Raw genomic sequence first — 24,797 nt, forward strand, 5'->3', positions numbered from 1 at the left:
TTAATGCTACTTACTATGAAAAATAATTGCATGAATCTTCCTTCAAAGTTTGTCTCCCTTTTTACAAGAGTGACATTGCTTTTATTAGTTAGTGCATCAACTTTGTTTTCTCAGGAAATCGAATGGCAGAATACAATTGGGGGCAATTGGAATGACTATTTACAGTGTGTTCATCAGACTTCTGATGGGGGATACATTTTAGGCGGGTGGTCAAGTTCAGGCATCTTCGGAGATAAAACGGAAAATAATATAGGATCAGATGATTATTGGATCTTAAAAACCGATTCAGCGGGGAATATACTATGGCAGAATACAATTGGAGGGAGTTCGACGGACAAACTGTTCTCTATTCAGCAAACCTATGATGGTGGTTTTATTTTGGGTGGTCATTCCGTTTCCGACATTTCTGGTGATAAAACAGAAAATAGTATGGGGTCATCTTGGGATTACTGGTTCGTTAAAACAGATTCAATTGGAAATATTCAATGGCAGAATACTATTGGAGGGAATGATGATGACCATTTCATTTCTATAGAGCAAACCTCTGATGGAGGCTACATTTTAGGTGGATCATCTAAATCAAACATTTCTGGCGACAAGACAGAAAATAGTTTGGGGTATATAGATTACTGGATCGTAAAAACCGATTCTTCTGGGAATATTCAATGGCAGAACACAATTGGGGGCAGTTTAGATGATGTTCTACAGTCAATAAAGCAAACCTCGGATGGAGGCTTTATATTAGGAGGATTTTCAAAATCTGATATTTCCGGAGATAAGACTGAAAACGCAATAGGATTACTAAATCGAAATGATTATTGGATTGTAAAAGTCGATTCTATTGGAAATATCCAATGGCAGAATACGATTGGGGGCAATGATGTGGATTTACTGTATTCAATCCAACAAACCTATGACGGAGGTTATATTTTGGGTGGTTGGTCTGTGTCAAACTTTTCTGGAGATAAGACAGAAAACTCCTTGGGATATTGGGATTACTGGATTTTAAAAACCGATGATTTGGGTAATATTCAATGGCAAAATACAATTGGAGGTAATTTTTTTGACGGAATACGGTTTATTGAACAAACCAATAATGGTGGATTTATTTTAGGTGGAGAATCTACATCTAATATCTCTGGGTATAAGTCAGAAAATTGTATTGGAACTAATGATTTCTGGATTGTAAGAACCGATGAGGTAGGCCAAGTCATATGGGAGAATACTATTGGAGGTAATGATTTTGATGGTCTGTTGTCAATAGAGCAAACCAGTGATGGAAGCTTCATTTTAGGTGGGAGTTCTTTGTCAAATATTTCAGAAGATAAATCGAAAAATTGTTTAGGTAATAATGATTACTGGATAGTGAAACTAACCGATAACCTCAATTTAATCTCCGGCCATTTATTTGCTGACATAAACAACAACGGTATTCAGGATAGTGGAGAACCACCTCTAGCAGCCCTAAAAATTACCGAGCAAATTACCGGTCGCTTCACCTATGCTGATCAGAATGGTAATTATAAATTGTCTGTTCTCGACACAGGAAATTTCACATTGTCACCACAATCAATTAACTGGTTTAATCCTTCACCAATATCACATACATCAACCTTCTCCGCGATCAACCAAGCCGATTCCCTCAACGATTTCGCCTTCCAACCTCAAGGAACTTTTGAAGATGTTTGCATTACAATCACTCCACTAGGAAATTTCCGAAGTGGCTTCAACGCAAATTATATGATTTCTTACGGTAACTATGGTACTACCACAGTATCAAATCCGATCGTATATTTTTACCCGTATAGCAATGTCACTTTTCAATCAGCTACAGTTACACCCAGTCAAATCTTCCCTGACTCAGTGCAATGGAACATCCCGGCATTAACACCCTTCCAAACCGGCAGCATTATCGTCACCGTCAATGTAAACCCCGGACTCCCCATTGGAACCTTCATCAACAGCAGCGCGCATATTGAGCCGTATGCCACCGATGATAACCCCAGTTGCAACAACAGCAACTGGGAAGTGTACACCACCGGCTCCCTTGATCCCAATGATATCCTCGTGAACGAAGATACCCTTACCACCACCCAACTCAGCAACGCTCCCTGGTTAGAGTACATCATCCGCTTTCAAAACACGGGTAACGATACAGCCTTCACCGTTAAAATTTTAAATCCGATTGATACCAACAAACTCAACCTCTCCACTTTCGAATTCACCAACGCATCGCATCCCGTCAACCTAAACTGGATCAACTACCAGCGCAACATGGAGTTTAAATTTGAAAACATTCTCCTTCCCGACAGCAACATCAACGAACCCCTCTCTCACGGTTTTGTTCGTTATCGCATCCAACCCAAAACCACCCTCACCGCCGGCGATTCCATCACCAACTTCGCCGCCATCTACTTCGACTTTAACGAGCCCGTTATCACCAATACTGCTAAAACCATTATCATTCTCCCCACCGGAATTGCATCCGCAACACAAACACAAGGCAAATTGCATGTCTTTCCAAATCCCGCAGAGAATACAATTAACATCTCCGGTATTCAATTGGAGAACGGGAAAGTGCAGTTGCGGTTGATGGATATTTATGGGAAGTTAATTCTTGAGAAAACCGTCACAACCACAAATTCAACACTAGAAACAAACCAACTCGCTAATGGGGTCTATCTGATTCAATCAGGGGGTAGGAGGGCGACGTTTGTGAAAAAGTAATCTCGCATTAAACAACTTCAAACCTCTCTCCAGAATGAGAGATCATCACATCTTCAAACCTGTCTCCCGCATAGGGAGATCTTCAAATCTTCAAATTATCACATCTTCAAATTAAAGTCATGACTAAAATTTATACCTCCGTCCTATACTTTTTTTGTTTACTTTCATTAGCATTTAAACCTGGTTTTTCTCAGGAAATTGAGTGGCAGAAAACGATTGGGGGGAACAATGTAGATTGGTTAAGCTCAATGAAGCAAACTTCTGACGGAGGATATATTTTAGGGGGAACTTCTGTATCGAACTTCTCTGGAAATAAGACAGAAAATTGCATTGGAGGAAATGATTATTGGATAGTCAAAACGGACTCTATTGGGAATATTCAATGGCAAAATACGATAGGAGGAATTCTAAATGATAATCTAACTTCTGTTATGCAAACCGCTGACGGCGGATTTATTTTGGGAGGATATTCAGAATCTTACATATTTGGAGATAAAACAGAAAACTGTTTAGGAGATTTTGATTATTGGATTGTTAAAACCGATTCACTTGGGAATATCCAATGGCAGAATACGATTGGAGGTATTTTAGAGGACGAATTGTTCGCACTTCAACAAACAGCTGATGGCGGGTATATTTTAGGTGGAAAATCCAGGTCTGATATTTCAGGGGATAAAACTGAAAACAGCCAGGGAGGCTATGACTACTGGATCGTGAAGACCGATTCAATTGGAAATATTCAGTGGCAAAATACGATTGGTGGCAGTATAAATGATGAGTTGAACTCCATTCACCAAACTGCAGATGGAGGTTTTATTTTAGGTGGATTCTCGGGTTCTGGTATTTCCGGAGACAAAACCGAGAACTGTTTAGGTGGTTATGATTATTGGATTGTAAAAACGGATTCACAAGGAAATATTCAATGGCAGAATACACTAGGGGGATCTGTAAATGATTTTATGTATTCAGTTCAGCAAACTGCAGATGGTGGTTATGTCTTAGGCGGAAATTCCAACTCAAATATTTCCGGAGATAAATCTGAAAATTGTTTGGGGTTTGATGATTTCTGGATTGTAAAAACTGATGTTGCTGGGAATATCGAATGGCAGAATACCATAGGTGGTAGCTTTATTGATTGGATGTCTTCTGTTCAACAAACCAACGATGGGGGCTATATTTTAAGCGGGTCTTCTGCCTCAAATATCTCCGTTGATAAAACTGAAAATAGTTTAGGTGACATAGACTATTGGGTTGTAAAATTGGATACGGCAGGGTATATACAATGGCAGAATACTATTGGAGGAAGTAATGCAGATAGGCTGACTTCCGTTCTGGAAACCACTGATGGAGCATATGTTTTAGGTGGATGGTCTTGGTCTGACATTTCTGGAGATAAAACAGAGAATTGTTATGTCCTTGAGGATTTTTGGGTTGTAAAAATAAGAGATCAATACAATTTGATAAAGGGGCAATTGTTTTCTGACTCAAACAATAATAGCATCCATGATAGCGGAGAACCACAACTTGCTAATCAAAAGATTACTGAGCAGGGTTCTAATAGTGTTTGCTTCAGTGATCAAAATGGAAATTATTCCTTATTTGTTCTTGATACCGGAAATTTCATAGCGTCTCCTCCATCAATCAACTGGTATAACCCTGCTCCCGTATCTCATACAGCAACTTTCACTGGAATCCACCAAACCGATTCCCTCAACGATTTTGCCTTCCAATCGCAAGGCGCTTTTGAAGATGGTAGTATTACGATTACTCCCATAAGTAATTTTCGGAGTGGCTTTACTGCTTATTATCAAATTAAATACAGCAATTATGGTACTACCAATATATCACCCAGTGTTTATTTTTATCCGTATAGTAATGTCACATTTCAATCATCAACTGTTACACCGAGTCAAATCTCACCTGATTCAGTAATATGGAATTTGTCCCCGATGACTCCATTTCAAACTGGTAGTATCATCATAACTGTAAATGTGAATTCCGGACTCCCCATCGGCACACTCATCAACAGCAGTGCTCACATCGAACCGTATGCCACCGATGCAAACCAAGGCAACAACAATAGTAGTTGGGTAGTAAATACCACCGGCTCCTTTGATCCGAATGATATCCTCGTGAACGAAGACACCCTCACCACCACGCAACTCAGCAACGCGCCCTGGTTAGAGTACATCATCCGCTTTCAAAACACCGGCAACGATACAGCCTTCACCGTAAAAATTTTAAATCCAATCGATACCAACAAACTCAACCTCTCCACTTTCGAATTCACCAACGCCTCGCATCCCGTCAACCTGAACTGGATCAACTACCAGCGCAACATGGAATTCAAATTTGAAAACATTCTCCTTCCCGATAGCAACACCAACGAACCCCTCTCGCACGGTTTCGTTCGTTATCGCATCCAACCCAAAACCACCCTCTCCGCCGGCGATTCCATCACCAACTTCGCCGCCATCTACTTCGACTTCAACGAACCCGTCATCACCAATACTGCTAAAACAATTATCATTCTCCACACCGGAATTGCATCCGCCACACCTGTACAGGGAAAATTGCATGTCTTCCCCAATCCCGCAGAAAATACAATCAACATCTCCGGCATTCAACTCGAAAACGGAATAGCCCAATTGCGTTTAACGGATATTTATGGCAAACTCATTCTTGAAAAAACGATAACATCAATAACAACAACACTAGAAACAAATAATCTTTCCTCGGGAATTTATTTGATTCAGTCAGGCGAATTGAGAGCTACGTTTGTGAAACAATAATTTCATAGATAATTACCCTTCATTTAATAGATTCATCTAAATAAAAAATCTTCATCAAATGGAATCATCTTCAAATTTTCAAATCGACAAATCTTCAAATTAAAGTCATGACTAAAATTTATATCACCGTCTTATGTATTTTTTGTGTACTTGCTTTAACATTTAAACCCGTTTTTGCACAGGAAATAGAGTGGCAAAAAACTATAGGGGGGGGTGGCACTGATGAACTTAAATCAATTCAGCAAACACGTGATGGAGGGTATATTTTGGGTGGAAGCTCCACTTCAAACATATCTTATGATAAGACAGAAAATTGTAAAGGGAAAGAAGATTTTTGGATTGTAAAAACAGATTCTATTGGGAATATCGAGTGGCAGAATACAATAGGAGGTAGTGATACTGATAAATTGAGCGTAATTCTGCAAACTTCGGATGGGGGATATGTTTTAGGCGGCTGGTCCGATTCAAATTATACCGGAGATAAAACGGAAATCTGTTTAGGATTTTATGATTATTGGATCGTTAAGATCGATTCATTGGGGGTTATTCAATGGCAAAACACCATAGGTGGTAGCGATAATGATATTTTAAACTCTATTGTGCAAACTTCAGATGGTGGATTTCTATTGAGTGGATATTCTGAATCAGACATTTCCGGAGATAAAAATGAATTCAGTATAATTGCAGATTACTGGATTGTGAGAACTGATTCGCTTGGTAGTATTCTTTGGCAGAATACGATAGTAGGTGGTTTTTATGATTACTTGAATTCAATTCAAGAAACTGATGATGGAGGATATATTTTGGGAGGGTCTTGCACTTCAAATATCTCGGGGGATAAAACTGAAAATAGTTTGGGAGGAGCGGACTATTGGATTGTAAAAACCGACGTTCTTGGGAATATTCAATGGCAGAATACAATCGGAGGGAGTGGAGATGATTGGTTAAATTATATTCAGCAAACTGCTGATGGAGGATATATATTAGGAGGAATATCTAAATCAAATATATCTGGAGATAAAACAGAAAACAACTTAGGCCTTTTTGATTACTGGATTGTAAAGACGGATAGTTTTGGAAATATCCAGTGGCAAAATACAATCGGGGGAAGTTTTCATGATGTTTTGGAATCAATTGAACCAACTTGGGATGGTGGTTATTTTATAGGTGGATATTCTTCATCTAACATTTCTGGAGATAAGGTTGAAAATAGTATAGTTGGGTTTGATTATTTGGTCATAAAAACAGATGCAAATGGAATTATCCTCTGGCAAAATACGATTGGAGGGCGTGATCTTGATGAATTACATTCTGTTAAGCAAATTTCAAATAGTGGCTATATATTAGGTGGTTATTCTAGATCTAATATATCTGGAGATAAGACAGAAAATAATTTTGGAGGAGGAGTGGATTTTTGGCTCATAAAACTAACTAATAAGTACAATTTAATTACTGGTCATGTATATGCCGACTCAAACAACAACGGTGTTCAGGATAGTGCGGATATATCTCTACCCGCACGAAAAATTATCGAACAAACTTCAGGTCGTTTCACCTTCACCGATCAAAATGGAAACTATATCTTATCGGTTCTCGACACAGGAAATTTCACAGTATCACCCCAATTAATAAACTGGTTTAGCCCTTCACCCATATCCCATACAGCAACCTTCACCACCATCCACCAAACCGATTCCCTTAACGACTTCGCCTTCCAACCTCAAGGTTGTTTTGAAGATATATGCATTACAATTAATCCTCTCGGAAATTTCCGAAGTGGATTCAACGCAACTTATATGATTTCTTATGGTAACTATGGTACTACCACAGTAACAAATCCGATCGTATATTTTTACCCATACAGTAATGTGACCTTTCAATCCGCAACAGTTACACCAAGCCAAATCTTTCCTGATTCAGTAATTTGGAATCTCCCGACATTAACTCCCTTCCAAACCGGCAGCATCATCGTCACCGTTAATGTAAACCCAGGACTCCCCATTGGAACCCTCATCAACAGCAGCGCGCACATCGAACCTTATGCTACCGATGATAACCCCAGCTGCAACAACAGCAATTGGGAAGTGTACACCACCGGCTCCTTTGATCCGAATGATATCCTCGTTAACGAAGATACCCTCACCACCACCCAACTCAGCAACGCCCCATGGTTAGAGTACATCATCCGCTTTCAAAATACCGGTAACGATACGGCCTTCACCGTAAAAATTTTAAATCCGATTGACACCAACAAACTCAATCTCTCCACTTTCGAATTCACCAACGCCTCGCATCCCGTCAACCTGAACTGGATCAACTACCAGCGCAACATGGAGTTCAAATTTGAAAATATTTTATTAGTCGACAGTAACACCAACGAACCCCTCTCTCACGGTTTTGTTCGTTATCGCATTCAACCCAAAACAACCCTCTCCGCCGGCGATTCCATCACCAACTTCGCCGCCATCTACTTCGACTTCAACGAACCCGTCATCACCAATACAGCTAAAACCAGTATCATTCTCCCAACCGGAATTGCATCTGCATCACCTGTACAAGGTAAATTGCATGTCTTCCCCAATCCCGCAGAGAATACAATCAACATTTCCGGCATTCAATTAGAGAATGGGAAAGCGCAGTTGAGGTTGACGGATATTTATGGGAAATTAATTCTTGAGAAAACGGTGACAACAACAACTTCAACACTAGAAACAGATCTGCTCTCTAATGGAGTCTATCTGATTCAATCAGGGGGGATGAGGGCGACGTTTGTGAAGCAATAACCTTTAATGCTACTTACTATGAAAAATAATTGTAAGGATCTTCCTTCAAAGTTTGTCTCCCTTTTTACAAGAGTGACATTAGTTTTATTGGTTAGTGCATCAACTTTATATTCTCAGGAATTCGAATGGCAGAATACGATTGGGGGGGAGTTTATATGATAATTTAACTTCAATTTCTCAAACCGTAGAAGGAGGGTATATATTTGGTGGCGCGTCTAATTCACCAGTTTCAGGAGATAAAAATGAAACATGTAGAGGAGATTATGATTATTGGATCGTGAAAACCGGTTCACAAGGAAATTATCAATGGCAAAATACGATAGGAGGGAGTTCATATGACTTAATGTATTCATTACATCAAACTACTGATGGCGGCTTTATTCTTGGCGGATTTTCTGATTCAGATATTTCTTGGGAAAAATGGGAGGATTGTTTAGGAAGTGGAGATTACTGGATCGTAAAAACTGATGGTTCAGGAAATATTCAATGGCAGAATACTATTAGTGGGGGTAGTCAAGATGTATTACAATCAATTCAACAAACTTCTGATGGAAGCTATATTTTGGGTGGTTATTCTGATTCAAATATTTCTGGTGATAAGACGGAAAATCGTATAGGAGGCTTTGATTATTGGGTCGTAAAAACAGATACAACAGGGAATATCCAGTGGCAGAATACGATTGGAGGAAGTGGATATGATATGTTGAATTCAATTCAACAAACCCAAGATGGTGGATTTATTTTAGGAGGATATTCATCTTCGAATATCTCCGGAGATAAGACGGAGAATAATATAGGAGGTAGTAGAGATTATTGGATTGTCAAAACTGACACAATGGGGAATATACAATGGCAGAATACAATTGGTGGAAATGGACAGGATGACTTGTTCTCAGTTGAGCAAACTACAGATGGTGGATTTATTTTAGGAGGGTATTCAAATTCAGGCATCTCCGGAGATAAAACAGAAAATAGTTTTGGTGGTGATGATTATTGGATAGTAAAAACAGATTCATTGGGGATTATTGAATGGCAAAAAACGATTGGAGGTAGTGGCCAAGACTTACTTACTTCTATTAAGCAAACTACAGATGGTGGTTATATTTTATGTGGATATTCCAATTCTGGTATTTCAGGTGTTAAGACAGAAAATTGTTTGGGTGATTTTGATTACTGGGTCATAAAAATAGATTCAGTTGGGGTTATTCAGTGGCAAAATACAATTGGTGGAAATATGCAGGATTTATTGTACTCTATTGAACAATCTTCCGATGGAGGTTATCTTTTAGGTGGGTCTTCAAATTCCAACATTTCCGAAGATAAAACTGAAAACGGATTAGGAAATGAGGATTTTTGGGTCGTAAAACTTTATGGTAATTATAATTTAATTAAAGGACTAGTATTTGCAGATTTAAACAGCAACGGAATACGAGATGTCGGGGAACCTCCAATTGTAGGTAAGAAAATTATTGAACAAAATAATAGTCGTTTCACTTTTAGTGATCATAATGGTAAGTATGTTCTTTCAGTTTTGGACTCAGGAAATTTCACAACCTATCCACAGCCAATTAATGGGTATAACCCAGTACCACTATCTCAAACTGCAAATTTCACCGGAATTCTGCAGACAGACTCCCTCAACGATTTCGCCTACCAATCGCAAGGAATTTTTGAAGATGTATGCATTACTATCACTCCCCTCGGAAATTTCCGCAGCGGCTTCAATGCAACTTATATGATTTCTTATGGTAACTATGGTACTACCACAGTATCAAATCCGATCGTATGTTTTTACCCATACAGCAATGTCACCTTTCAGTCCGCAACAGTTACACCGAGCCAAATCTCTCCTGACTCAGTGATTTGGAATCTCCCCGCATTAACACCATTCCAAACCGGCAGCATTATTGTCACCGTAAACGTAAACCTTGGTCTCCCCCTTGGCACACTCATCAACAGCAGCGCGCATATTGAACCCTATGCCACAGATGATAACCCCAGTTGCAACAACAGCAACTGGGAAGTGTACACCACCGGCTCTTTTGATCCGAATGATATCCTCGTGAACGAAGACACCCTCACCACCACCCAACTCAGCAATGCACCCTGGTTAGAGTACATCATCAGCTTTCAAAACACCGGCAACGATACGGCCTTCACAGTGAAAATTCTGAATCCGATTGATACCAACAAACTCAACCTCTCCACTTTCGAATTCACCAACGCCTCGCATCCCGTCAACCTCAACTGGATCAACTACCAGCGCAACATGGAGTTTAAATTTGAAAATATTTTATTAGTCGACAGCAACACCAACGAACCCCTCTCGCATGGCTTCGTTCGTTATCGCATCCAACCAAAAACAACCCTCACCGCCGGCGATTCCATCACCAACTTCGCCGCCATCTACTTCGACTTCAACGAACCTGTCATCACTAACACGGCTAAAACCATCATCATTCTCCCCACCGGAATTGCAACTGCTTCACCTGCACAAGGAAAATTGCATGTCTTCCCCAATCCCGCAGAGAATTCCATCAACATCTCCGGCATTCAATTAGAGAACGGGAAAGCGCAGTTGCGGTTGACGGATATTTATGGGAAGTTGATTCTTGAGAAAACAGTTGCAACCACATCTTCAACACTCGAAACAAATCAACTCTCTAATGGTGTCTATCTGATTCAATCAGGGGGGATGAGGGCGACGTTTGTGAAAAAGTAATAAATGAATTATAATTTTAAACTGAACTATCAATATTTATACTAACATGGAAAATTTCAATGAAAGGCTACTTATTAAATTGATATTTATTTTGTTTACCAATACATCACCGGTATTAGCTCAGGAAATTGAATGGCAAAGGACGATTGGAGGGAGTTCGGGTGATATTCTGCTTTCCATCAAGCAAACCAATGACGGGGGTTATATATTGGGTGGTTTTTCCGAATCAAATATTTCCGGGGATAAATCGGAAATTAGTTGGTTTGGAGATTACTGGATGGTAAAAACTGATTCGTTGGGAAACATCCAATGGCAAAACACTATCGGGGGAAACTCTTTGGATTTCCTTACTTCCATCTCGCAAACTTCCGACGGGGGCTATATATTGGGTGGTTATTCCGAATCAAATATTTCTAGAGACAAAACGGAAATAAACATTGGAGGAAGTGATTACTGGATTGTTAAGACGGATTCGCTAGGCATTATCCAATGGCAAAATACGATTGGGGGAACCAGCGATGATTTTCTTAAATCTATACAGCAAACTACTGACGGGGGTTATATTTTGGGTGGTTATTCCGAATCTAATTTTTCCGGGGATAAAACGGAAAACAGCATTGGTTATCAAGATTACTGGGTTGTAAAAACTGATTCAATAGGTAATATCCAGTGGCAAAATACTATCGGGGGAGACAATTATGATGAACTTTACACAATTCAACAAACTACTGATGGGGGCTATATTTTAGGTGGATGGTCCCAATCAAGCTTTTCAGGGATAAAACAGAAAACTGCAAAGGATGGCAGGATTACTGGATTGTAAAAACGGATTCAATCGGAAATATCCAATGGCAGAATACCATTGGGGGAAGTGCTATTGATGAATTATTCTCCCTCCAACAAACAACTGACGAGGGCTATATTCTGGGTGGAAGGTCCTATTCAAATATTTCCTGGGATAAAACGGAAAATTGTAAGGGTGACTTTGATTACTGGGTTGTAAAAACCGATTCACTGGGAAACATCTTATGGCAGAATACCCTCGGGGGGAGCGGTGTTGATAATCTTCAATCCATCAATCAAACCATTGACGGGGGCTTTATTTTAGGTGGATGGTCCTATTCAAATATTTCCTGGGATAAAACGGAAAAGAGCTTTGGTGTAGGTGATTACTGGATCGTAAAAACCGATTTCAATGGAAATATAGAATGGCAGAATACCATTGGGGGAAACGGGTATGAAGAGCTTCAATTTCTTCACCCAACCTCACAAGGGGGCTATATTTTGGGCGGATTCTCTAATTCAATCATGTCCGGTGATAAATCTGAAAATAGCAATGGATTTTATGATTACTGGATCGTCAAACTCTTTGATAATTACAATCTGCTTAAAGGAAAACTCTTCGCCGACATTAATAGCAATGGCCTTCAGGATATTGGCGAACCATCGCTGCAGGGTAAAAAGATCACTGAACAGGGAACAGGGCGTTTCTCTTTTTCGCAGTCAAATGGGCAATACGTAGTGTCTTTACTGGATTCTGGGACTTATACCGTATTACCGCAATCACAGCCATGGTTTAATCCTAACCCATTAACCAATTCCGCCACCTTCACCGCCATCAACCAAACCGATTCCCTCAACGACTTCGGCTACCAACCGCAAGGAACATTCGAAGATGTATGTATTACCATTACTCCTCTCGGAAATTTCCGAAGTGGCTTCGCTGCGAGTTATATGATCAATTACGGAAACTATGGTAACACAACAGTTTCACCCACCGTGTATTTTTACCCCTACAACAATGTCACCTTTCAATCAGCTACAGTTACACCCAGTCAAATCTTCCCTGACTCAGTGATATGGAATCTCCCCGCATTAACACCCTTCCAAACCGGCAGCATTATAGTCACCGTAAATGTCAACCCCGGACTCCCCATCGGCACACTCATCAACAGCAGCGCACATATTGAACCGTACGCCACCGATGATAATCCCAGTTGCAATAACAGCAATTGGGAAGTGTACACCACAGGTTCTTTTGATCCCAATGATATTTTAGTCAGTGAAGATACACTCACCACTATGCAACTAAGCAATGCGCCTTGGCTCGATTATATTATCCGTTTTCAAAACACCGGCAACGATACGGCATTCACGGTAAAAATTTTAAATCCGATTGATACCAACAAACTCAACCTCTCCACTTTCGAATTCACCAACGCCTCGCATCCCGTCAATCTGAACTGGATCAACTACCAGCGCAACATGGAGTTCAAATTTGAAAATATTTTATTAGTTGACAGCAACACCAACGAACCCCTCTCTCACGGCTTCGTTCGTTATCGCATCCAACCCAAAACAAATTTAAGCGCAGGCGATTCCATCACCAACTTCGCCGCCATCTACTTCGACTTCAACGAACCTGTCATCACTAATACAGCTAAAACGATTATCATTCTCCCCACCGGAATTGCATCTGCATCACCAGCGTCAGGTAAATTGCATGTCTTCCCCAATCCTGCAGAGAATGCAATTAACATCTCCGGAATTCAATTGGAGAATGGGAAATCGCGGTTGAGGTTGACGGATATTTATGGGAAACTGATCATCGAAAAAACTATCTCAACATCAACAACTACCCTTGAAACAAATCAGCTCTCTAATGGTGTATATCTGATTCAATCAGGTGGTGGGAGGGCGACGTTTGTGAAACAGTGACCTTTAATGCTACTTACTATGAAAAATAATTGCATGAATCTTCCTTCAAAGTTTGTCTCCCTTTTTACAAGAGTGACATTGCTTTTATTAGTTAGTGCATCAACTTTGTTTTCTCAGGAAATCGAATGGCAGAATACTATTGGGGGGAGCACCACCGATGATTTGAGAAGAGTAAAACAAACAACTGACGGAGGATATATTTTGGGCGGATATTCTTGGTCTGATGCTTCTGGTGATAAGACTGAAAATTGCCATGGAATTATGGATTATTGGATCGTAAAAACTAATTATTTAGGAGTTCTAGTTTGGCAGAATACTATAGGCGCGGCAGAAACTGAAAACTTATCTACTTTAATTCAAACAAATGATGGAGGTTATTTATTAGGTGGGAGTTCTGATTCATATAGTTCTGGGGATAAATCAGGAAATTGCATTGGAGGTAATGATTGGTGGATAGTAAAAACAAATTCGATGGGGGTAATTCAATGGGAGTATACAATAGGAGGTAGTTTGAGCGAGGGAGTTAGTTCAATTGAGCAAACATTGGATGGAGGATATATATTCGGAGGGTCTTCTAGATCTAATATATCCGGTGATAAATCTGAAAATAGCATAGGAGGTTATGATTTCTGGATGGTAAAAACTGACTCAGCAGGTAATATTCAATGGCAAAACACTATTGGAGGAATGAGTGATGATAGATTGATTTCCCTTCAGCAAACCACAGATGGTGGCTACATTTTAGGCGGAAGTTCATCATCTGATATTTCCGGTGATAAATCAGAGAATTGTTTGGGATTTGATGACTACTGGATTATAAAAACCGATACAGTTGGGAATATAATTTGGCAGAAAACAATAGGTGGAAGTGATTACGATATTTTTAAGTCAATTGAGGAAACGGCAGATGGAGGATTTATTTTAGGTGGATGGTCCTTTTCTAACATCTCTGGTAGTAAGACGGAAGATTGTTTGGGATTAAGTGATTATTGGATCATAAAAACAGATTCTGTAGGGAATATTGAGTGGCAGAATACTATAGGAGGAAATGGTGAGGATTCTTTTATGTCTATTACACAATCATTAGATGGAGGCTATATTTTGGGTGGATGGTCTAGTTCAAACATTTCTGCAGATAAGTCTGAAAATAGTGTCGGTATTGGGGGAAAAGAGGATTATTGGATTGTAAAAGTCGATGAGCTTGGGAATATAGAATGGCAGAACACAATTGGAGGTAGCTACCAAGATGGGCTTAATTCAATTCAGCAGACTGCTGATGGAGGCTATATTTTGGGTGGATATTCTTGGTCGGATTCATCTGGTGATAAGACTGAAAATTGTTTAGGAGGGTATGACTACTGGATCGTGAAGCTTACTGGCAAAAACAATTTGATAACTGGACAAGTATTTGTCGATTTAAACAGCAACGGAATTCGTGATATTGGAGAACTACCTTTACCTGCAAGGAGAATTACCGAACAAAATACTGGGCGCTTTGCGTTCAGCGAGCAAAATGGGAATTACTCGGTTTCTGTATTGGATTCAGGTAATTATTTAGTTACTCCTCAACCTTTGAATTGGTGGAACCCGGTGCCCAGTTCTCAATCTGCGACGTTTTCAGGAATTCAGCTCACCGATTCCCTTAACGACTTCGCTTACCAACCTCAAGGAAATTTTGAAGATGTTTGTATCAAGATTACTCCATTAGGAAATTTCCGCAGTGGCTTCAACGCAAGTTACATGATCAGTTACGGAAACTACGGTACCACTACCGTATCACCCACTGTATACTTTTATCCTTACAACAATGTCACTTTTCAATCCGCAACAGTTACCCCAAACCAAATCTTTCCTGATTCAGTAATTTGGAATCTCCCGGCATTAACTCCCTTCCAAACCGGCAGCATCATCGTCACCGTAAACGTCAACCCCGGACTCCCCATTGGTACACTCATCAACAGCAGCGCACATATTGAACCGTACGCCACCGATGATAACCCCAGCTGTAACAACAGCAATTGGGAAGTGTACACCACCGGCTCTTTTGATCCGAATGATATTCTCGTGAATGAAGACACCCTCACCTCCACCCAACTCAGCAACGCCCCCTGGTTAGAGTACATCATCCGCTTTCAAAACACGGGTAACGATACAGCCTTCACCGTTAAAATTTTAAATCCGATTGATACCAACAAACTCAATCTCTCCACTTTTGAATTCACCAACGCATCGCATCCCGTCAACCTCAACTGGATCAACTACCAGCGCAACATGGAGTTCAAATTTGAAAATATTTTATTAGTCGACAGCAATACCAACGAACTCCTCTCACACGGCTTCGTTCGTTATCGCATCCAACCCAAAACAACCCTCACCGCCGGCGATTCCATCACCAACTTCGCCGCCATCTACTTCGACTTCAACGAACCCGTCATCACCAACACGGCAAAAACGAGTATCATTCTCCCCACAGGAGTTGCAACTGCATCACCTGCAAAAGGAAAATTGCATGTATTCCCAAATCCTGCAGAGAATACAATCAACATCTCCGGAATTCAATTGGAGAATGGGAAAGCACAGTTACGGTTGATGGATATTTATGGGAAGTTAATTCTTGAGAAAACCGTCACAACCACAAATTCAACACTAGAAACAAACCAACTCGCTAATGGGGTCTATCTGATTCAATCAGGGGGTAGGAGGGCGACGTTTGTGAAAAAGTAATCTCGCATTAAACAACTTCAAACCTCTCTCCAGAATGAGAGATCATCACATCTTCAAACCTGTCTCCCGCATAGGGAGATCTTCAAATCTTCAATTATCACATCTTCAAATTAATGTCATGAATAAAATTTATACCTATGCCCTATACTTTTTTTGTTTACTTGCATTAGCATTTAAACCCGTTTTCTCTCAGGAAATCGAATGGCAGAATACGATTGGGGGAAGTGAGAGTGACAAGCTGAACTGTATTCGGCAAACCACTGATGGGGGATATGTTTTGGGAGGAAGTTCTCTTTCCAACATCTCCGGAGATAAGACAGAAAATTGCATAGGTGGTAGTGATTTTTGGATTGTAAAAACTGATGTCAATGGTAATATACAATGGCAGAATACTTTAGGGGGAGACGGTTTAGATTATCTTTATTGCATCCAACAAACCGCTGACGGGGGGTATATCCTTGGCGGATCATCCACGTCAAACATTTCAGGCGATAAATCGGAAAACTCGATTGGAGGAATTGGTCATCCAGATTACTGGATCGTAAAAACCGATTCACAGGGAATCATCCTATGGCAGAATACCATAGGTGGAAATAGTGCAGATGTTCTTTATTCCATTAAACAGACATCTGACGGGGGGTATATTTTAGGTGGATGGTCTTATTCAGACATTTCAGGCGATAAAACGGAAAATAGCAATGGAGAAGATGATTACTGGATCGTAAAAACTGATTCGCTAGGAAGCATTCAATGGCAGAATACCATCGGTGGAAGTGAATATGATTGGCTTCAAACTATTCAACAAACTTTTGACGGAGGATATATATTGGGCGGAGGTTCCGACTCAAACATTTCAGGCGACAAAACCGAAGGCGGTTATGGGGAAAGTGACTACTGGATTGTAAAAATCGATGCATCAGGCAATATACAATGGCAGAACACGATTGGAGGAACTGTTTGGGATGACCTTTATTCAATCCAACAAACAACTGACGGGGGGTATATTCTTAGTGGAAATTCCAATTCAAACATTTCAGACGATAAAACTGAAAACAATATTGGTGGTCGAGATTTCTGGATAGTAAAAACCGATGCCACCGGCAACATACAATGGGAAAAAACCATAGGGGGGAAAGGTCGAGATTATCTATATTCTTTAGATCAAACAGCTGATGGGGGATATATCCTTGGAGGATCTTCCCAATCAAACATTTCAGGCGATAAAACCGAAAACCGAAATGGCAGTTATGATTACTGGATAGTAAAAACCGATGGATCGGGAAACATTCAATGGCAAAACACCATCGGGGGGATTAGGGTAGATAGGTTGTACTCCATCCAACAAACCTCTGACGGTGGATATATACTTGGCGGATTGTCCAGTTCAAACATTTCAGGTGATAAAACAGAAAATTGTTTAGGAAGTGATGACTTCTGGATATTGAAACTTACGGATAAATATAATTTGATAAAGGGTCACATTTTTGGTGATTTTAACGGCAACGGTATACAAGATAATGGGGAACCACCATTGCCAACTAAGAAAATTGCAGAGCCAAATTCTGGACGATTTGCATTTAGTGAACAGAATGGTAATTATTCAGTGATTGTTCTTGATTCCGGAAATTTTTCGGTATCACCTCAATCTGTGAATTGGTATACTCCTACACCAATTTCTCAAACAGCTATTTTCACAGGAGTCCACCAAACCGATTCCCTCAACGACTTCGCCTTCCAACCTCAAGGAACATTCGAAGATGTTTGTATTACCATTACTCCTCTTGGAAATTTCCGCAGCGGTTTCAATGCAAGTTATATGATTACTTATGGAAACTATGGCAACACCACTGTTACACCAACAGTTTATTTTTACCCGTATAATAATGTGACCTTTCAATCAGCAACAATCACACCGAGTCAAATCACACCAGATTCAGTGATTTGGAATCTCCCGGCATTAACCCCATTCCAAACCGGCAGCATTATAGTCACCGTAAATGTCAACCCCGGACTCTCCATCGGCACACTCATCAACAGCAGCGCGCATATTGAACCTTATGCTACTGATGATAATCCCAGCTGCAATAACAGCAATTGGGAAGTGTACACCACCGGCTCCTTTGATCCGAATGATATTCTCGTAGACGAAGATACCCTCACCACCACACAACTCAGCAACGCTCCCTGGTTAGAGTACATCATCCGCTTTCAAAACACCGGTAACGATACAGCCTTCACCGTTAAAATTCTGAATCCCATTGATACCAACAAACTCAATCTCTCCACTTTCGAATTTACCAGCGCCTCGCATCCCGTCAACCTCAACTGGATCAACTACCAGCGTAACATGGAGTTCAAATTTGAAAATATTTTATTGGTCGATAGCAACACCAACGAACCCCTCTCTCACGGCTTTGTTCGTTACCGCATCCAACCCAAAACAACCCTCACCGCCGGCGATTCCATCACCAACTTCGCCGCCATCTACTTCGACTTCAACGAACCTGTCATCACCAATACAGCAAAAACCAGTATCATTCTCCCCACCGGAATTGCATCTGCAACTCCAACACAAGGAAAATTGCATGTCTTCCCAAATCCTTCAGAGAATTCAATCAACATCTCCGGAATTCAATTGGAGAATGGGAAAGCGCAGTTGAGGTTGACGGATATTTATGGAAAGTTGATTCTTGAGAAAACAGTTACAACCATAACTTCAATATTCGAAACAAATCAACTCTCTAATGGTGTCTATCTGATTCAGTCAGGGGGGATGAGGGCGACTTTTGTGAAACAGTAACCTTTAATGCTACTTACTATGAAAAATAATTGTATAGATATTCCTTCAAAGGTTGTCTCCCTTTTTACAAGAGTGACATTGCTTATATTGGTTAGTGCATCAACTTTGTATTCTCAGGAATTCGAATGGCAAAATACGATTGGGGGGAGTTTATATGATAATTTAACTTCAATTTCTCAAACCGTAGAAGGAGGGTATATATTTGGTGGCGCGTCTAATTCACCAGTTTCAGGAGATAAAAATGAAACATGTAGAGGAGATTATGATTATTGGATCGTGAAAACCGGTTCACAAGGAAATTATCAATGGCAAAATACGTTAGGAGGGAGTTCATATGACTTAATGTATTCATTACATCAAACTATTGATGGCGGCTTTATTCTTGGCGGATTTTCTGATTCAGATATTTCTTGGGAAAAATGGGAGGATTGTTTAGGAAGTGGAGATTACTGGATCGTAAAAACTGATGGTTCAGGAAATATTCAATGGCAGAATACTATTAGTGGGGGTAGTCAAGATGTATTACAATCAATTCAACAAACTTCTGATGGAAGCTATATTTTGGGTGGCTATTCTGATTCAAATATTTCTGGTGATAAGACGGAAAATCGTATAGGAGGCTTTGATTATTGGGTCGTAAAAACAGATACAACAGGGAATATCCAGTGGCAGAATACGATTGGAGGAAGTGGATATGATATGTTGAATTCAATTCAACAAACCCAAGATGGTGGATTTATTTTAGGAGGATATTCATCTTCGAATATCTCCGGAGATAAGACGGAGAATAATATAGGAGGTAGTAGAGATTATTGGATTGTCAAAACTGACACAATGGGGAATATACAATGGCAGAATACAATTGGTGGAAATGGACAGGATGACTTGTTCTCAGTTGAGCAAACTACAGATGGTGGATTTATTTTAGGAGGGTATTCAAATTCAGGCATCTCCGGAGATAAAACAGAAAATAGTTTTGGAGGTGATGATTATTGGATAGTAAAAACAGATTCATTGGGGATTATTGAATGGCAAAAAACGATTGGAGGTAGTGGCCAAGACTTACTTACTTCTATTAAGCAAACTACAGAAGGTGGTTATGTTTTATGTGGATATTCCAATTCTGGTATTTCAGGTGTTAAGACAGAAAATTGTTTGGGTGATTTTGATTACTGGGTCATAAAAATAGATTCAGTTGGGGTTATTCAGTGGCAAAATACAATTGGTGGAAATATGCAGGATTTATTGTACTCTATTGAACAAACTTCCGATGGAGGTTATCTTTTAGGTGGGTCTTCAAATTCCAACATTTCCGAAGATAAAACTGAAAACGGATTAGGAAATGAGGATTTTTGGGTCGTAAAACTTTATGGTAATTATAATTTAATTAAAGGTCTAGTATTTGCAGATTTAAACAGCAACGGAATACGAGATGTTGGGGAACCTCCAATTGTAGGTAAGAAAATTATTGAACAAAATAACAGTCGTTTCACTTTTAGTGATCATAATGGTAAGTATGTTCTTTCTGTTTTGGACTCAGGAAATTTCACAACATATCCACAGCCAATTAATGGGTATAACCCAGTACCACTATCTCAAACTGCAAATTTCACCGGAATTCTGCAGACAGACTCTCTCAACGACTTCGCCTTCCAACCGCAAGGAACTTTTGAAGATGTCTGCATTACAATCACTCCACTTGGAAATTTCAGAAGTGGTTTTAACGCAAGTTACATGATCAGTTACGGTAACTATGGAAATACTACAGTTACACCTACTGTATATTTTTACCCATACAGCAATGTCACCTTTCAATCAGCAACAGTTACACCAAACCAAATCTTTCCTGATTCAGTGATTTGGAATCTCCCCGCATTAACACCCTTCCAAACCGGCAGCATCATCGTCACCGTCAATGTCGACCCCGGACTCCCCATCGGAACACTCATCAACAGCAGCGCACATATTGAACCGTATGCTACCGACGATAATCCCAGCTGCAACAACAGCAACTGGGAAGTGTACACCACCGGCTCCTTTGATCCGAATGATATTCTCGTTAACGAAGACACCCTCACCACGACCCAACTTGCCAGCGCGCCCTGGTTAGAGTACATTATCCGCTTTCAAAACACCGGCAACGATACAGCATTCACCGTAAAAATTTTAAATCCGATTGATACCAACAAACTCAACCTCTCCACTTTCGAATTCACCAACGCCTCGCATCCCGTCAACCTGAATTGGATCAACTACCAGCGCAACATGGAGTTCAAATTTGAAAATATTTTATTAGTCGACAGCAACACCAACGAACCCCTCTCGCACGGCTTTGTTCGCTATCGCATCCAACCCAAAACAACCCTCACCGCCGGCGATTCCATCACCAACTTCGCCGCCATCTACTTCGACTTCAACGAACCTGTCATCACCAACACCGCAAAAACCTATATCATTCTCCCTACCGGAATTGCATCTGCATCAACAGCACAAGGAAAATTGCATGTCTTCCCCAATCCAACAGAGAATACAATTAACATCTCCGGAATTCAATTGGAGAATGGAAAAGCGCAGTTGAGGTTGACGGATATTTATGGAAAATTAATTCTTGAGAAAACGGTGACAACAACAACTTCAACATTAGAAACAAATCAACTCGCTAATGGTGTTTATCTGATTCAATCAGGGGGTAGGAGGGCGACGTTTGTGAAGCAGTAGTCGGTGAATAATGATTTTAAACTGAACCATCAAAAGTTATAATAACATGGAAAATTTCAATCAAAGGCTATTTATTAAATTAATACTGATTTTGTTTACCTATACATCACCGGTATTTGCTCAGGAAATTGAATGGCAAAGGACGATTGGGGGGAGTTCAAGTGACGGGTTGTATTCAATTCAGCAAACTACCGATGGTGGATATATATTTGGCGGAATTTCTTCTTCAAGTATATCAGGTTATAAAACAGAAAGTTGTTTAGGTGATCGAGATTACTGGATTGTAAAAATTGATTCGACAGGAAGTATCCAATGGCAGAATACTATTGGGGGTGCAGCTTTCGATAGGCTAAATTCAGTTGAACAGACTAATGATGGAGGATATATTTTAGGTGGATACTCTACTTCAAATATTTCTGGAGATAAGACCGAAGATCGTATTGGTACTTTTATATTAGCTAGTGATTATTGGATTGTCAAAATAGACTCATTGGGAAATATATTGTGGCAGAATACAATTGGCGGTACTCGTGTAGATGAGTTATTCGATATACAGCAGACTACTGATGGAGGATATATTTTAGGTGGGCATTCAAACTCTGATATTTCTGGGGATAAAACCGATAATTGTTTTGGAAATTGGGATTACTGGATCGTTAAAGTAAATAGTTTGGGTTTAATCCAATGGCAAAATACGATTGGAGGAAGTCAAGATGATAGACTCGTATCTATTCAACTTACCACGGACGGGGGGTGTATTTTGGGTGGATACTCAGAATCGAATATTTCAGGAGATAAAACAACAAATAGTTTTGGAGATTATGATTACTGGATTGTGAAAACGGATGCGCTAGGTAATCTACAATGGGATAAGACAATTGGTGGAACTTTAGAGGACGAATTAACTTCAATTGAACAAACGAATGATGGGGGTTATATTCTATGTGGGAGTTCCCTTTCAAGTTTATCTGGTCTTAAGACGGAAGCCTCAAAAGGATATTATGATACTTGGTTATTGAAAATTGATTCTCTAGGTAATATAGAATGGCAAAATACTATTGGTGGTATTGGAGGTGATAACATAAATTCTATTAGGCAAACTGCTGATGGCGGATTCATTATGGGAGGATCATCTTTCTCTAATATTAGCGGGGACAAGACAGAGAATTCTATGGGGCCTGGGCCTGATGTTTGGGTACTTAAAACTGATGAGGGAGGGAATATAATTTGGCAGAATACAATTGGAGGTAGTGGGAATGATGTCATTTTCTCTATTGATAATACAAATGATGGTGAATATATTTTGGGTGGAATGTCTCAATCAAACATTTCAGGAGATAAAACTGAAAATTGTTTTGGTGATTATGATTATTGGATCATAAAACTAACTGATAAATATAATTTGATAACAGGAAAGTTATTTGCAGATTTTAATAGTAACGGAATTCAGGAAAGTGGGGAATTTCCCTTACCGGTACGGAAAATTACTGAACAAAGCACAGGTCGTTTCACCTTCTCCGATCAAAATGGTAATTATATCTTATCAGTACTCGACACAGGGAATTTCACAGTTTCCCCCCAATCAGTAAACTGGTTTAATCCATCCCCAGTATCTCATACATCAACTTTCGTTGGAATCCACCATACCGATTCCCTCAACGACTTTGCCATCCAACCGCAAGGCAGTTTTGAAGATGTTTGTATTACAATTACTCCTCTCGGAAATTTCCGCAGTGGCTTTAACGCAAGTTATATGATTACTTACGGAAACTATGGAACCACCACAGTTACACCAACAGTTTATTTTTATCCGTATAGAAATGTCACCTTTCAATCCGCAACAGTTACCCCAAACCAAATCTTTCCTGATTCAGTGATTTGGAATCTCCCGTCATTAACTCCCTTCCAAACCGGCAGCATCATCGTCACCGTAAATGTCAACCCCGGACTTCCCATCGGAACACTCATCAACAGCAGCGTGCATATTGAACCTTATGCTACCGATGATAACCCCAGCTGTAATAACAGCAATTGGGAAGTGTACACCACCGGCTCCTTTGATCCCAATGATATTCTCGTGAACGAAGACACCCTCACCACCACACAACTCAGCAACGCGCCTTGGTTAGAGTACATCATCCGCTTTCAAAACACCGGCAACGATACCGCCTTCACCGTAAAAATTCTGAATCCGATTGATACCAACAAACTCAATCTCTCCACTTTCGAATTCGCCAACGCCTCGCATCCCGTCAACCTGAACTGGATCAATTACCAGCGCAACATGGAGTTTAAATTTGAAAATATTCTACTTCCCGATAGCAACACCAACGAACCCCTCTCACACGGCTTCGTTCGCTATCGCATTCAACCCAAAACAACCCTCACCGCCGGCGATTCCATCACCAACTTCGCCGCCATCTACTTCGACTTCAACGAACCTGTCATCACTAATACAGCAAAAACCAGTATCATTCTCCCCACCGGAATTGCATCTGCTTCACCTGCACAAGGAAAATTGCATGTCTTCCCCAATCCCGCGGAGAATTCCATCAACATCTCAGGCATTCAATTGGAAAATGGAAAAGCGCAGTTGAGGTTGACGGATATTTATGGGAAATTAATTCTTGAGAAAACAGTCACAACCATAACTTCAACACTCGAAACAAATCAACTCGCTAATGGTGAATATCTGATTCAATCAGGGGGGATGAGGGCGACGTTTGTGAAACAGTAAACCCTAAAACCTTTAAACTTTAATCTATAAACCGAAGTCATTTACGTAAGGACAGGTCGCGACCTGTCCTTACGTA

10 protein-coding genes are annotated in these 24,797 nt (G+C 40.1%); all 10 read left to right on the forward strand.

Going from position 1 to position 24,797, the window contains the following annotated elements:
- The first annotated feature begins 15 nt into the window (after positions 1-15).
- The 10 genes from IPJ86_09115 to IPJ86_09160 all read left to right on the forward strand — a co-directional run bounded on the left by IPJ86_09115 (position 16) and on the right by IPJ86_09160 (position 24,721).
- Entirely contained in the window at positions 16-2,727 is a 2,712-nt protein-coding gene (locus IPJ86_09115; GenBank protein MBK7887445.1) for a T9SS type A sorting domain-containing protein, read from the forward strand.
- Between the two features lie 119 nt (positions 2,728-2,846).
- Entirely contained in the window at positions 2,847-5,519 is a 2,673-nt protein-coding gene (locus IPJ86_09120; GenBank protein MBK7887446.1) for a T9SS type A sorting domain-containing protein, read from the forward strand.
- A 107-nt stretch (positions 5,520-5,626) separates the two neighbouring features.
- Positions 5,627-8,302 carry a DUF11 domain-containing protein gene (locus IPJ86_09125; GenBank protein MBK7887447.1) on the forward strand — a complete coding sequence of 892 codons (2,676 nt, stop codon included), beginning with the start codon at positions 5,627-5,629 and terminating at the stop codon, positions 8,300-8,302.
- A gap of 94 nt (positions 8,303-8,396) precedes the next feature.
- On the forward strand, positions 8,397-11,024 hold the full coding sequence (locus IPJ86_09130) for a T9SS type A sorting domain-containing protein (GenBank protein ID MBK7887448.1): 2,628 nt from the start codon (positions 8,397-8,399) through the stop codon (positions 11,022-11,024).
- Between the two features lie 46 nt (positions 11,025-11,070).
- Positions 11,071-11,847 (forward strand): hypothetical protein, encoded by a 777-nt coding sequence (locus IPJ86_09135; GenBank protein ID MBK7887449.1) that lies wholly within the window; start codon positions 11,071-11,073, stop codon positions 11,845-11,847.
- Positions 11,778-13,742, forward strand: a complete 1,965-nt coding sequence (locus tag IPJ86_09140) for a T9SS type A sorting domain-containing protein (protein ID MBK7887450.1) — start codon at positions 11,778-11,780, stop codon at positions 13,740-13,742. Before IPJ86_09135 ends, IPJ86_09140 begins: the two co-directional genes overlap by 70 nt.
- A gap of 18 nt (positions 13,743-13,760) precedes the next feature.
- The gene (locus IPJ86_09145; GenBank protein MBK7887451.1) at positions 13,761-16,466 is read left to right on the forward strand and encodes a T9SS type A sorting domain-containing protein; all 2,706 of its coding nucleotides are present in this window, start codon (positions 13,761-13,763) and stop codon (positions 16,464-16,466) included.
- A gap of 118 nt (positions 16,467-16,584) precedes the next feature.
- Positions 16,585-19,266, forward strand: a complete 2,682-nt coding sequence (locus tag IPJ86_09150) for a T9SS type A sorting domain-containing protein (GenBank protein MBK7887452.1) — start codon at positions 16,585-16,587, stop codon at positions 19,264-19,266.
- A gap of 18 nt (positions 19,267-19,284) precedes the next feature.
- Entirely contained in the window at positions 19,285-21,984 is a 2,700-nt protein-coding gene (locus IPJ86_09155; protein MBK7887453.1) for a T9SS type A sorting domain-containing protein, read from the forward strand.
- A 46-nt stretch (positions 21,985-22,030) separates the two neighbouring features.
- Complete coding sequence (locus IPJ86_09160) at positions 22,031-24,721, forward strand: T9SS type A sorting domain-containing protein (protein MBK7887454.1); 2,691 nt, start codon at positions 22,031-22,033, stop codon at positions 24,719-24,721.
- The last annotated feature ends 76 nt before the right edge of the window (positions 24,722-24,797 follow it).

This window comes from Bacteroidota bacterium (genome assembly GCA_016713925.1).
Classification (GTDB): domain Bacteria; phylum Bacteroidota; class Bacteroidia; order AKYH767-A; family OLB10; genus JAJTFW01.

What these genes read in the sequence shown, in the direction of transcription:
- IPJ86_09115 (MBK7887445.1), top strand. Translation starts at nt 16, where the DNA reads ATGAAAAATAATTGCATGAATCTTCCTTCAAAGTTTGTCTCCCTTTTT.
- IPJ86_09120 (MBK7887446.1), top strand. Translation starts at nt 2,847, where the DNA reads ATGACTAAAATTTATACCTCCGTCCTATACTTTTTTTGTTTACTTTCA.
- IPJ86_09160 (MBK7887454.1), top strand. Translation starts at nt 22,031, where the DNA reads ATGGAAAATTTCAATCAAAGGCTATTTATTAAATTAATACTGATTTTG.
- IPJ86_09135 (MBK7887449.1), top strand. Translation starts at nt 11,071, where the DNA reads ATGGAAAATTTCAATGAAAGGCTACTTATTAAATTGATATTTATTTTG.
- IPJ86_09155 (MBK7887453.1), top strand. Translation starts at nt 19,285, where the DNA reads ATGAAAAATAATTGTATAGATATTCCTTCAAAGGTTGTCTCCCTTTTT.
- IPJ86_09125 (MBK7887447.1), top strand. Translation starts at nt 5,627, where the DNA reads ATGACTAAAATTTATATCACCGTCTTATGTATTTTTTGTGTACTTGCT.
- IPJ86_09150 (MBK7887452.1), top strand. Translation starts at nt 16,585, where the DNA reads ATGAATAAAATTTATACCTATGCCCTATACTTTTTTTGTTTACTTGCA.
- IPJ86_09140 (MBK7887450.1), top strand. Translation starts at nt 11,778, where the DNA reads ATGGTCCCAATCAAGCTTTTCAGGGATAAAACAGAAAACTGCAAAGGA.
- IPJ86_09145 (MBK7887451.1), top strand. Translation starts at nt 13,761, where the DNA reads ATGAAAAATAATTGCATGAATCTTCCTTCAAAGTTTGTCTCCCTTTTT.